The organism is Ruegeria sp. CJ2 (assembly GCF_056536745.1).
Map to the genome: position 1 here is coordinate 52144 of NZ_JBQFQF010000015.1, position 13100 is coordinate 65243.

10 protein-coding genes are annotated in these 13100 nt (G+C 56.0%); 2 read left to right on the forward strand and 8 right to left on the reverse strand.

Annotated elements, in window-relative coordinates; all coding sequences use genetic code 11:
- Window positions 1-137: 137 nt before the first annotated feature.
- From ACR0MS_RS18220 to ACR0MS_RS18250, 7 genes are all read right to left on the reverse strand, one after another.
- Complete coding sequence (locus ACR0MS_RS18220; protein ID WP_480576918.1) at window positions 138-1649, reverse strand: mannitol dehydrogenase family protein; 1512 nt, start codon at window positions 1647-1649, stop codon at window positions 138-140.
- Entirely contained in the window at window positions 1649-2422 is a 774-nt protein-coding gene (locus ACR0MS_RS18225) for an L-iditol 2-dehydrogenase (RefSeq protein ID WP_480576915.1), read from the reverse strand. The genes ACR0MS_RS18220 and ACR0MS_RS18225 overlap by 1 nt, the downstream gene beginning before the upstream one ends.
- Window positions 2419-3423 carry an ABC transporter ATP-binding protein gene (locus ACR0MS_RS18230; RefSeq protein WP_480576912.1) on the reverse strand — a complete coding sequence of 335 codons (1005 nt, stop codon included), beginning with the start codon at window positions 3421-3423 and terminating at the stop codon, window positions 2419-2421. The genes ACR0MS_RS18225 and ACR0MS_RS18230 overlap by 4 nt, the downstream gene beginning before the upstream one ends.
- Before the next feature lie 12 nt (window positions 3424-3435).
- The gene (locus ACR0MS_RS18235) at window positions 3436-4266 is read right to left on the reverse strand and encodes a carbohydrate ABC transporter permease (RefSeq protein ID WP_480576909.1); all 831 of its coding nucleotides are present in this window, start codon (window positions 4264-4266) and stop codon (window positions 3436-3438) included.
- A gap of 12 nt (window positions 4267-4278) precedes the next feature.
- Window positions 4279-5145: a carbohydrate ABC transporter permease gene (locus ACR0MS_RS18240; protein WP_480576906.1), complete on the reverse strand. Its 867-nt coding sequence runs from the start codon at window positions 5143-5145 to the stop codon at window positions 4279-4281.
- 105 nt (window positions 5146-5250) lie between these two features.
- Window positions 5251-6555 (reverse strand): ABC transporter substrate-binding protein, encoded by a 1305-nt coding sequence (locus tag ACR0MS_RS18245; protein ID WP_480576903.1) that lies wholly within the window; start codon window positions 6553-6555, stop codon window positions 5251-5253.
- A gap of 95 nt (window positions 6556-6650) precedes the next feature.
- The gene (locus ACR0MS_RS18250; protein WP_480576900.1) at window positions 6651-7676 is read right to left on the reverse strand and encodes a LacI family DNA-binding transcriptional regulator; all 1026 of its coding nucleotides are present in this window, start codon (window positions 7674-7676) and stop codon (window positions 6651-6653) included.
- 119 nt (window positions 7677-7795) lie between these two features.
- Here ACR0MS_RS18250 and xylB point away from each other — a divergent pair, with 119 nt between their 5' ends.
- Together xylB and ACR0MS_RS18260 are read left to right on the forward strand one after the other, a co-directional pair.
- The gene (gene xylB, locus ACR0MS_RS18255; RefSeq protein ID WP_480576897.1) at window positions 7796-9232 is read left to right on the forward strand and encodes a xylulokinase; all 1437 of its coding nucleotides are present in this window, start codon (window positions 7796-7798) and stop codon (window positions 9230-9232) included.
- A gap of 274 nt (window positions 9233-9506) precedes the next feature.
- A complete protein-coding gene (locus ACR0MS_RS18260) occupies window positions 9507-11138 on the forward strand; it encodes a bifunctional aspartate transaminase/aspartate 4-decarboxylase (protein WP_480576894.1) in 1632 nt (543 codons plus the stop codon).
- Window positions 11139-11292: 154 nt separating this feature from the next.
- Here ACR0MS_RS18260 and aspT read toward each other — a convergent pair whose 3' ends face one another.
- Window positions 11293-12993, reverse strand: coding sequence for an aspartate-alanine antiporter (aspT, locus tag ACR0MS_RS18265; RefSeq protein ID WP_480576891.1), 1701 nt, complete (start codon window positions 12991-12993; stop codon window positions 11293-11295).
- Window positions 12994-13100: the final 107 nt, after the last annotated feature.

Here is a 13100-nt window from a genome sequence, read left to right on the forward strand (position 1 = left end):
CAGTCCTAGCCGCATTTTAGAGGTAAGGCAGCCGTTCACTTCGGGGGCATTGCTTGAACGCTTATCGCCCTGAGTGGGCGCCATATATCTAAGATACACAGGGTGCTTTCCCGGCTGATCGCGCATTGCAGATGCAATTAGCGCGCCATTGAACTGTTAGCGACATAATCTGCTATTACCGCCCGGCTGCCCTTTTGCCAGATCGCGGTCAGCCACAAGGCGAAGGTTTTGGAGAAGTGTGCGTCCCGGCCAAAATCTCCGTAATACTGTCTTTGGTCGAGCCAAAGTTCTGGATTGGCTTTGGACGCCAACGCCGTTTTCCGCAGGCTCTCCCATTGGGGGTCATTGGCGGCGATTTCTGAGCCGTCCTCACGAACACCCGCGCACATCCTGCACCAGAAGGCTTCAGCCAACGCGAGGCCATGAGGGGAAGAGCCGGACGCAAGTGCATCACGCAGCGACGGCAGAAGGAACCCGGGATGTCGCGCAGATCCGTCGAACGCGACCCTGCGTGTGGTATCGTGAATCGCAGTGTTTCCAAACCGCTTCTCAACCAACCCAAGATACTGTTTCGCCGTGGTTCCTGGGACGGCTTTGACATGAGGTAGAATTTCCTCAGCCTGTACCTTCTGAAAAAAAGCCAAGATGTCCGGGTCCTGCATACAGTCCGAAATCGTCGGAACACTTAGGATTTCCCCGACATTTGCAAGCAGCTGGTGCCCTCCGTTCAAAATGCGCAGTTTCATCGTCTCATAGCCGTGCACATCGTGAGTCAAGGTTACCCCGACCTGTTCGAGTGGCGGCCGTCCTGCGCAGAAGTCATCCTCGATAACCCATTGGCGGAAGTTTTCATGCGAAACCGGGGCACGGTCGACGATACCCATCGTGAGGCATTGGGATACAACTTGATCCGTCGTCGCAGGTACGATGCAATCCACCATTGAATTGGGGAATGCACCGTTTTCGTCGATCCAGTCGGCAAGGTCGGGATCGGACAGGCGCGCCAAACCAACAACGCAGTTGCGCACTATCGTGCCGTTTCCCTGAAGGTTGTCGCAGCTCAGCGTGGTAAAGGGTTTCAGACCGTCCGCCTGGCGCTTCTTGAGCGCTGCAACTATGGCGCCGAACGCGGTGCGGGGCTGTTCCGGGTTATCGGCGTCATGGCGGATGTCTTCGTGATCAAGGTCGAAATCGCCAGAATTTGGGTCCAGAAAATATCCGCCCTCGGTTACAGTGATGGACACGATCCGGATGGTCGGGTCGGCCAACTTTCGGATCAGAGCGGAGTTGCCGGCCTCAATCGGTAGGTAGTCGATCATCGGGCCAATCACCTCGGCGGATATCCCATCCGGGTCCAGCTCGATCAGCGTTGTCAGGCAGTCCTGCGCAAGCAACTTCTCTCGCATCTCGGCGTCGTAGTTTCGCATGCCGGCCCCGAGGATCGCCCAATCATAAGCCTGCCCCTGCTGCATCAGCTGGTGAATGTACCACGCCTGATGCGCGCGATGAAAATTGCCCAGACCGATATGAACAATGCCAGGCGTCAGGTCCGAGGATACATAAGCTGGTGTCCTGACAGTCGTTGGCAGGTCCGAAAGGCAATCTCGCCGCAGCCGCACCGGAGGTTTTGTGTTCTCTGAAAGGCCCATCAGCTCATCCAGTTCCCGCCATCGACATTGTAGGTTTGCGCGACGACGTACTCGGCCTCGTCCGACGCCAGAAACACTGCCATTCCGGTCAGGTCTTCGGCGCGCCCCATGCGGCCATAGGGAACGGCTGCTGCCACTTCCCGCTTTTTCTGGCCAGCGGGTTTGCCCTCGTGTTTTGCAAAGAATGCATCAACACCATCCCAGTGTTCGCCATCGACAACGCCGGGGGCGATAGCGTTCACGTTGATCCCATACGAGATCAGGTTCAGACCCGCCGATTGCGTCAGAGATATGATTGCAGCTTTGCTGGCACAGTATACAGCGACCAACGGCTCACCCCTGCGTCCCGCTTGCGACGCCATGTTTATGATCCTGCCTTTTGTACCGTGTTCGATCATGTGACGCGCAACGGCTTGCATCGTGAACAAGGTGCCTGCCACGTTGATATCGAAAACCCGGTTATAGTCTTCGCGCTCTATCTCGATGATGGGTGCGGCTGTGAAGATGGCCGCATTGTTGATCAGAATGTCTATGGGGCCGAGACGGGCCGTTGTTTTTGCGACTGCGGCATCAATGCTCTGCTGGTTGGACACATCCATTTCGATTGCGAAAGCTGCCTCGCCAATCCCGGCAGCCGCTTCCTGCGCGCCGTGGAAATCGACGTCGGCGATGGCGACACGCGCACCTTCCGCTGCATAGGCTTTGGCAAAGGCCAGACCGATGCCTCGCGCGGCCCCGGTGATCAGGGCGGTTTTGCCAGCCAGACGTTTCATTCGATCCGCAAACCTTTCTCGTCAAACCGGTGGATGACGTCAGCTCGCGGTGTCAGGTGGATTTTATCCCCGTGGCGGAAGCCGACCTCGCCATCTGCGCGGACGGTGATCGTCTCGGCCAGACCGGTTTCGTGGATGTGAAAAAACGTGTCCGAGCCGAGGTGTTCCGATACGCCGACAACGCCGGACCACGTGCCTTCGCTGTCGGACACGGCGATATGTTCGGGGCGAATACCAATAGTTTGTGCCTTGTGTTTCGCGGCCTCTTCACCGGTGATGAAGTTCATTTTTGGTGACCCGATAAAGCCTGCAACGAACAGGTTACGCGGTGTGCGATAAAGTTCCAGCGGAGAGCCTACCTGCTCGATAACTCCAGCCTGAAGAACAACGATTTTGTCTGCCATCGTCATAGCTTCGACCTGATCGTGGGTCACGTAGATCATCGTGGTCGCCAGACGCTCGTGCAATTCGCTGATTTCCAGCCGCATGCCGACACGCAACGCTGCATCGAGGTTCGACAGCGGCTCGTCGAACAAAAACGCCGCGGGTTCGCGAACGATGGCTCGTCCAATGGCGACCCGCTGGCGCTGTCCGCCGGACAGTTGTCCGGGGCGGCGATCCAGATAATCGGTCAGGTTCAGGACGCTGGCCGCACCTTCGACCCTTTTGTCGATCTCTGCCTGACCCAACTTTGCCATGCGCAGGGGAAACGCGATGTTCTTGCGTACCGTCATGTGCGGGTACAAAGCATATGACTGGAACACCATCGCCAGACCGCGTTTGGCGGGCGGCACGTCGGTAGCGTCCGAGCCGTCGATGTCGATGGAGCCCGAGGTAATGTCCTCTAGCCCTGCGATCAGACGCAGCAGAGTGGACTTACCGCACCCCGAGGGGCCGACGAAGACGGTGAATTCACCGTCCTCGATTGTCAGGTCCAAAGGAGGGATGACCTGCACGTCGCCGAAGCTTTTGGTAACGGACTTGAGTTGAATGCGTCCCATACGGAAGGCTCCTTATTTCACAGCGCCGAAGGTCAGGCCGCGGACAAGTTGTTTCTGGCTGAACCAGCCAAGGATCAGAATTGGTGCGATTGCCATGGTCGAGGCCGCGCTGAGCTTGGCAAAGAACAACCCTTCAGGGCTGGAATAGCTGGCGATAAAGGCCGTCAGCGGGGCCGCATCGACCGCTGTCAGGTTGAGGGTCCAGAACGCCTCGTTCCACGCCAGGATGAAGTTCAGCAGCACCGTCGAGGCGATGCCGGGGATGGCCATGGGGGTCAGGACATAGAGGATTTCCTCTTTTAGCGTCGCTCCGTCCATCCGCGCGGCTTCCAGGATTTCACCGGGGATTTCGCGGAAATAGGTGTAGAGCATCCAGACGATGATCGGCAGGTTGATCAGCATCAGAACGACGACCAGCCCCCCGCGCGTGTCCAAAAGACCCAATCGGATAAACAGCAGGTAGATCGGATACAGGACACCGACCGCAGGCAGCATCTTGGTGGACAGCATCCACAGCAGAATATCCTTGGTGCGTTTGGAAGGCACAAAAGCCATCGCCCATGCCGCAGGAACGGCAATGATCACGCCCAGAATGGTCGAGCCACCCGCGATGATGACCGAGTTCCACAGGAACCGCATGTAGTCCGAACGCTCCTGCACGATGGCGTAGTTTTCAAGCGTCCAGTTGAAGTTCAGAAACAGCGGCGGGCTTGCGATCGCCTGCGCTTCGGTCTTGAAGCTGGTCAGGATGGTCCAAAGGATTGGGAAGAAGATCAGCAAACCTATTGCCCAAGCTAGGGCAGTGTTCAGCGATTTGCGTTGTGTCGTGACGGAGCGGGCCATGGTCTTACCTCCTCACGCGTCCAGGTTTTTGCCGACGATGCGCATCAGGAAGATCGCAACGATATTGGCAAGGATGATGGCGTAGACCCCTCCAGCTGATCCAAGGCCGACATTCTGGCTTTCCAGTACGCGTTGGAAGATCAGGTAGGTAAGGGTGCGGGTTCCGAAGGCGCCGCCGGTGGTCACGAAAATCTCGGCGAAGATCGACAGAAGAAAGATCGTCTGGATCAGGATGACAATCGTGATCGCACGGCTCAGATGCGGCAAGACGATGTGGTAGAAGCGTTTCAAGACAGGTGCGCCATCCATCTCAGCCGCTTCCAACTGCTCGCTGTCCAGCGACTGGATTGCGGTCAGCAGGATCAGCGTTGCAAAGGGCAGCCATTGCCAGGACACGATCATGATGATCGAGGTCATCGACGCCTCGGACAGCCATGAGATCGGCTCGGCCCCGAAAAAGCGCCAAAGGTGGGCCAGCAGGCCATTCACCGGGTCCATGAACATATTCTTCCAGACCAGCGCGGATACGGTCGGCATGACAAAGAATGGTGCGATCACGAGGATGCGGACAACACCTTGCCCCCACATCGGCTGATCCAGCAGCATCGCTAACAAGACGCCCAGAACAACAGTGATCACCAAAACGCCACCGACGATCACCAGCGTTGCCTGAACTGCCGGCCAGAACGAGCTGGATGAGACGAACCGAATGTAGTTGTCCAAGCCAACCCAGCCCAAATCACCACCCCGCAGGGGTAGATATTTCTTGAAGGAAAAATACAGTGTCATCGTCAATGGCACGAGCATCCAGCCAAGCAGAAGAACCACGGCGGGTGCCATCATCAGGCGCGCAACGGATCGGGAATGTTGAGTTGCCATGACACAAGACCTCTCTATTCAAGCGCTTACCAGCCTGCGAGAAAAACGTGGGTTGTGGAAGGGTAAGGCGGGGGGCAGACCTCTGCCCTCCCGCGGGGAGATGCCTCAGTACCCTGCGGCTTCCATTTCTTCAGCAGTGAAGGCTTGCGCTTTTTCCAGCGCTTCTTCTACCGATTGCTGTCCGGCATAGACCGCCGAGAACTCCTGACTGACCTGCGTAGCGATGCCTGCAAATTCCGGTATCGCCGCAAACTGGATGCCGACATAGGGCACCGGTTTTACCGTTGGGTTGTTCGGGTCAGCGGACAAGATCGAGTCCAGCGTCATCTTGGCGAAGGGGACCTTTTGATACTCTGGGTTCTCGTACAGCGAGGTACGCGCGCCCGGTGGCACGTTCGCCCAACCTTCGTTTTCGGCTACCAGCTCGATATAGTCCTTGGAGGTTGCCCACTCGATGAACTGTTTGGCCGCGTCCTCTTGCTGAGTGCCGGCCGGAATTGCCAGTGCCCATGCCCAAAGCCAGTTGGAGCGCTTGTCAACGCCTTCCGCATTGGGGGCCAGCGCAAAACCAACCTTGTCCGCCACGGTCGAGTCGTCAGGATTGGTCACGAATGAGGCGGCGACTGTGGCGTCGATCCACATGCCGCACTTGCCCTGCTGGAACAGCGACAGGTTTTCGTTGAAGCCGTTCGTGGCATAGCCCGCAGGACCGGATTCAGCCATCATGTCCACAAAGAAGGTCAGCGCCTCGTTCCATTCGGGCTGGTCGAACTGAGGCTTCCAGTCTTCATCGAACCAGCGTGCGCCAAAGGAATTTCCGGTCACGGTGATAAACGCGCCGCCTTCACCCCAGCCAGCCTTTCCACGCAGGCAAATCCCGTTGATATCATTGTCGCGATCGGTCATTGCCGCTGCCGCTTCGCGGATGAATTGCCAGGTCGGAGCTTCCGGCATCTCAAGACCCGCCTTCTCCATCAGGTCGGTGCGGTACATGACCATAGAGCTTTCGCCATAAAACGGAGCTGCGTAGAGCGTTCCTTCGTGGCTGAGCCCATTGCGCATGGCAGGCAAGATGTCATCCACGTCATATTCTGCGGACATACCTTCCAGCGGCACCAACCAGCCATTCGCGCCCCAGATCGGAGTCTCATACATGCCGATGGTCATGATATCGAACTGACCGCCTTTGGTGGTGATGTCGGTGGTCACGCGCTGGCGCAGCACGTTTTCTTCCAACGTCACCCATTCGACGTCGATGCCAGTGGCTTCGGTAAACTTGTCGGTATAGCCCTGCATCCGGATCATGTCGCCGTTGTTCACAGTCGCGATTGTGATGGATTGCGCGTGGGCTGCTGCCGTGGCGACGAAAGTCAATGCAGTCGCCGCTCGAAGTGCGTGCTTCAGATACATCCCTGTCCTCCCTGAGCTTGGATGTCGTGCAGGGAGCGTAGTGTGTAAATTGTCGCGGCGTCAATAAAAACTTTACGCGCGTTAAATATTTGGGGCTATGCAGAGTCCCTCAGAACAAGGCGCGCCGGGAAAAGCGTTTCAGTTCGTGTGTCGAATTTCCCTCCACTTTCAATGAGTTCAAACAATGTTTCGACGCTTCGTGCTGCGACATTGTCGTAGTCATGCGCGGCTGTCGTCAGAGAGGGGCACGTAAATTTTGCGAAGGGATGATCGTCGTTCGAGGCGACACGCAGCGTGCAATCTTCCTTCCTTCCGACCCGAATCCCCTGTTCAAAACAGGCCGCAAGGAAGCCGATGGCAAGCCGGTCATTGCTGCACAGAACTGAGTTCGTCCTTAATGCCCGCTCTTCGAGAACTTTCAGAGCACCCCTGTGCCCAATCTCTTCAAATGCCCATCCTTTGCCTTCGACCTTGATGATATGCGGCTCAAACCCCAGACGCTCCATCATTTCAACATAGGCCTTCCTTCGCTTGTTGGCGTTCGGGTTGGCCGGCGTTCGCATTTCAAAGAAAGACGGAGGCTCTCCTGTGCGGGTCATGTATTCCACAGTCTGCGACACAAAGCTGAAGTTGTCCGACCCAATAAACGCGGCGCCCAGGCCCTCAAGATTGCTGTCAAAAAGGACCGTCGGCACATTGGCACAGAACTTCTCGATCGCGGTACGGTCCGAAATCCGCCCCAGCGGAGCCAGCAGGACCCCGGCGGGTTTCATGGATTGCAGCCCGTCCAGAATTTCGTTCTCTAGTTTTTGTTCACCATGCGCACTGAACAGGGATGGGCGATAGCCCGCCGCGATACAGCTTTGTTCCAGATACCGTGCGATTTCGGCAAAGAACGGATCCGCCAAATAGGGTACGACGATCCCAATATTCTTGGTCAGCTTCCGATTCTGATTCACAGCATAGATGTTCGGGCGATAGTCGAACCGTTCGAGCGCTTCTTCAATACGCGCCCGTGTCGTTGGGCGAACGCTATCGGGGTCATGAAAGTACTTGGATACCGTGGGTCGCGAGATACCGCTGAGCGCTGCGAACTCTTCCATGTTCTTAATTTTAGTCATGCCAGTCTGCCTGCGGATCGTTGCCGCCTTGATCTTATCATATTTTTACATATTCTTTGCGCGCGATAAAAATCAATAGCCAGACAAGTTCCGTGCGTTTGTGCAGGCAAGGGGTTTGAATGTATCTCGGGATCGATATCGGAACATCAGCGGTCAAACTTGTCTGTGCGGATGCTGATCAAATTCTAGCGACGTCCTCAGTGGCGATGAAATCCGCTTCGCCTCAGCCTGGATGGTCAGAGCAGCACCCGGATCTTTGGTGGCAGGCGACATGCGACGCGATCAGTCAGCTTACAGGACAAATCGCGCTGTCGGACGTGAAGGCCATCGGGTTGTCCGGTCAGATGCATGGAGCCGTTTTGCTGGATCGTAATCTGCGCCCAATCCGCCCGGCGATGCTGTGGAATGACAGCAGGGCAGCGCGTGAGTGCGACGACCTGCGCGCGGCCTGTCCGGACATCGGCCAAATCGCGGGCGTCCTGCCCTTGCCGGGTTTCACCGCGCCTAAAATTTCTTGGCTAAAACAACATGAGCCGAAGCATTATGCCCAACTTGCCCATATCCTGCTGCCCAAGGACTACATCGGTCTTTGCCTGCACAGAGAGCTGGCAACCGATACGTCCGATGCCGCGGGGACAATGTGGCTCGATCAGGTGTCACGCAATTGGCATGACGGTATTGCCCAAGCAACGGATGTAGACCTTGATTGGCTGCCGCAGGTTTTCGATGGTCACACTGTCGTTGGGAGAGTGTCAGCGCAAGCGGCGGAGAAAACCGGGTTGAAACGCGGTGTACCCGTCGTTGCCGGCGGGGGAGATGCGGCAACCGGCGCAGTCTCTTTGGGGGCCACCGAACCGGGGCGCGGGTTCATATCGTTGGGAACGTCTGGCCAATTGTTTGTGGCTGATCGAACGTACAAGCCCAACCCAGAACGATATGTTCACGCTTTTGCGCACACTCTGCCTGACCGTTGGTATCAGATGGCAGCGATGCTGAATGGTGCCAGGCCGATCTCATGGATCGGTGGTCAATTGGGATCATCCGCAGCCGAGGTTGTCGAGCTTGCCGAAACGGTCAGCGGCGAACGCGTGCCTATTTTCCTGCCGTATCTGACAGGTGAACGCAGCCCCCACGGAGACCCACATATAAGGGCCAGCTTCTTTGGCCTTGAGGATTCCACGACACGTGCCGAAATCTGCCGCTCTGTCGTGGAATCCATCGCTTTTTGCTTTGCCGATGCCGCGCAGAGTTTCGGTGCCACCATGAACCAACTACCGGAACTGGCAGCCATTGGAGGGGGGAGCAGGTCGGATTTTTTGTTGGGCCTGATCGCGACCGTAATCGGGAAGCCTATTGTGCGCTCGAAAGGAGCGGATTCCGGCCCGGCCTATGGTGCAGCTCGGCTGGCGGCCTGCGGTGACGACGCATTGGGCGTCGCCGATCTCGCGCTTCAGCCGCCAACGGCAGATAGGTTCTTGCCTACAGATATGGTGGCGCTCTCCGAGCGTTTGCAGAGATTTCGCAGGCTTTATGATGCTGTGCGCGCAGTGGATTAAGTGACTTTGCGGTCCAATTAAGTGCTACGCCAATTGTTTGACCGCTTTCTTGCCATGTTGAGAGCGATCCCAATGCGCTATCAAAGATCGAAAAGCGCACCGGTTTCTGCGTTTTGCTTTACGGAACGACGGCGCGCCTGATCCTCTGATCCGCAACTTGATTATGCTCGATCACCCGCCGTCCCCAAAAAACAGAAATGTTTACATCGACGTAAATCCTTGCCTACGATCCAATTGAATTTTTCCAATCACTTTGACGCAAGGGTTTGATGCCATGTCAGAAACACTGGACCTGCATAAATTCGAAAATCTAAGTCCTTTCCAGATCAAAGACGAGCTTATCAAGCTGGCGCAGAGAGAGTCCCGCCAGATGGCGCTGCCCTATCTGAATGCGGGGCGCGGTAACCCAAACTGGATCGCCACCAAAGCACGTGAGGCGTTCTTTCTATTAGGTCAGTTCGCCATGACCGAGGCACAGCGGCATCGTTATGAACCACAGGTCGGTTTGGCCGGTATGCCGCAAGGGGCGGGATGCTATGAAAGGCTAAAAGCTTACTGCGCCGGTTCGGTTGAGAAAAACGGCCCCCCGGGTGCCGATACTTTGGGTGCAGTAGTGGATTTTGCGATAGAGAAGTTTGGGTTTACACCCGACGATTTCGTGCTCGAATTGACCGACGGCATAATGGGCGACCACTATCCCATGCCGGATCGGTGTTTGGTACACAATGAGGCTATCGTCCACGAATACGTTATGTGGGCGATGTGCGCGGGGCACCGGCCTGATGAGAAATTCGATATCTACGCGGTCGAGGGCGGAACCGCCGCGATGTGCTATATCTTCAAAGCACTCAAGAACCAGCGCTTGCTTAATGCAGGTGACACAATCGCACTGGGCACACCGATCTTCACGCCCTATCTGGAAATGCCGGTGCTGGAAGATTACGGGCTGAATACCGTGGACGTTTCCTCGGCAGAGGAAGACCATTTCCAGCTCAACGACGAAGATTTCGAAAAACTCGCGGATCCCAAAGTCAAAGCTCTGTTTCTGGTCAACCCGGGAAACCCGTCTTCTGTCGCGATCAGCCCCGAGGTAATGACCCGGCTTGTCGATTTCGTTAAGACCACCCGTCCCGACCTGATCATTCTGACAGATGATGTCTATGGTACCTTTGTTCCAGATTTTCAGTCGGTAATGGGGCACCTTCCCGAGAACACGATCGGGGTTTATTCCTATTCCAAGTATTTTGGCTGCACTGGCTGGCGTCTGGGCGCAATACTGGTGGCTGAAAACAATATCTTCGACCAGATGATTGCTAGTGCGCCGGATGAGACCAAGGCCGTGGTCAACGCGCGCTATGAGTCGCTGACCCCTGATCCGGCCTCGTTCAAGTTCATCGACCGGATTGTCGCCGATAGCCGTGATGTTGCGCTTAACCACACTGCGGGTCTGTCTGTGCCGCAACAGGTGATGATGACGCTTTTCTCGTTGGTTGAGTTGATGGATGAAACGAAAGGCTATCAGAAGTTCTGTTGGGGCATCCTGAAACATCGCTTCGACGAACTGGTCCAAGGGTTGGGGATCGAAGTGGACGACAACCCATTGTTCGACAAGTATTACGGCATCATAGATTTTGAGTTCTGGTTGCGAAAATACGTTGGCGAAGACGTTGTCGAGTGGATCAAAGAAAATGTTCACCCGTTGGATATCTCGTTCAAACTGGCACAAGACCACGGCATCGTGCTGCTGAACGGGTCTGGCTTTGATGCGCCCAACTGGTCGGCTCGGGTTTCTTTCGCCAATCTGGATGATGATGCCTATCGCCAGATCGGTCGCGCGGTGCGGGCGGTCGCGGTGGGCTATGTTCAAGCCTATCGCGCCTCAAAAGGTTTGCCGCTGCACGGGTAAATTCCGGTTTATGGAGCAGATTTCGGTACTGAGCTGACCGGGGCGGCTTTTGTCGCCCCGGCGGGCCTTGTTCGGCATGGTTTCCCCTGCGCACCCCAAAAAGGCCTTTGGCTGGTCCCATGAGGCTCGTTCATCCTAATCCTGTTGTTTTGGCCTACGGCACAAACGCCACAACCAACGGCCCCCAGAGCGTTAAGAAGATATTCGCAACCGCGTAAGTCATGGTGAACGCTGGTGTCGGGGTCGAGTTTCCGGTCTTTTCCAGAAGTGTCGCAAAACCGGGATTGCCCGAGCGGGAACCCGTCACAACCGCGCAAGCCTCGACCGGGTTTTTGATCCGCAGGGCGTAATAATTGATCGGGAATTGCACGATCATCGGCATCAGTGTGACCACGACGCCCAGCAGGAGCAGAGTGACACCATATTGTTGGATTGCCTCAAGCGCGGGTTTACCGGCATTCAGGCCGACAACCCCGACGAAGACCGCCAGACCAAAGCTTTGCAGAAAGTTCGCGGCACCACGGTTGATACCGCCAATCTTGGGCCGTCGTATACGCAGATACCCGATGATCAACCCGGTAACGAGGCAACCCAGGCCAGAGCCAAGCGCCACTTTTGTCCCGGCAATCACAAAACTGATTTCGCCTATCAGGTAACCGATTGCCACACCTATACCCAAGGCAATGAAATTCGTAACGGAAGCCGCAGGCGGGACATATCCCGCCGCCTTCGCCACTCGGTTTAAGTCGTCTTTGTGGCCAACTATACTTACCTCATCCCCTGCGTGGATCTCGGTATTGTGCAGCACCGGTACGTCGTGGCCCATACGGGTTATCTTTGAGATGTGAACGCCGCGTCGCTGATCTGCCGTCAGTGCTTCGCGCAGTTCGATGAGGGTTTTGCCTGTTAGTTTGCGGTTGGTAATCACGACATTGCGGCGTTCTTCGACCACGGTCAGTTCGGGCGGGTATTCGCCAATCTCACCGCTCGCGGTGCCCTCAAACCGGGTAAGGGTCGTGACTATGCCGGATACAACAATAACGTCCCCAGAATTGACAATCGTTTCAGGTGTCGGATCCACCGGGGCACCGCCGTGCAGCAGTTTCTCGACGATCAGATCACCGTCATAGCCACTTTCAATGGATTTGACCGACTGGCCTGCGATCGCGGCATCAGCACTTACCTCGTAGGCGCGGGCGTCAAAACGGTTCATAGGAAGAAACTCACCTTCTTCCAGATTGTGGTCGCCACCGCTGAGTTTTTGGGCAAGCTTGATCGCCTCTTGCCGCAAGTCCACACGCATAAGGATTGGAATGACGCTAACGGCCAATATCGGGCCGATTGAGCCGAAGATATAGGTCACTGAATATCCGACGGCGATGTTGGTTTTCAGCTTTTCCGCCTCATCTGCGGCCAGTCCCAGCAGATCAATGGCGTTTCCTGCGGTGCCAATAATAGCGGACTGCGTTAGCGCCCCGGCTGCCAATCCAGCCGCCAAACCTTTGTCCAGACCCGCCAGCCGAGCGACGACTATGACAAAAAACAATCCCCACAGGGTCATCATGAATGCGGCCAGCAACTTGGTTAGGGCCGTTCGGTTCAAGGCAGCAAAAAACTGAGGGCCGCCATTGTACCCAACCATGAATATGAACAGGGAAAAGAACACATTCTGAACATCGGTGCTTAGGTTGATGCCGCCGATTTGTCCCACAAAAACCGCCACCAACAAGGTGCCAGCAATGCCCCCCAGTTCGAACTTGCCGATCCGGAATTTACCGACACCGTACCCAAGGCCAAGACAAAGAAATAACGCCATGATGGGAAAGGTGCGAAGCTGGTCTGTAATCAATTCCATTATGAGATCTCCTGGGTTTCTCCAAGGGCCCGTTCCGGTCTAGATCATCGCCTATTTGTATAGAACTCAAGAATAATTTGACGAGCAGCGCCGACAGGATCATCTGA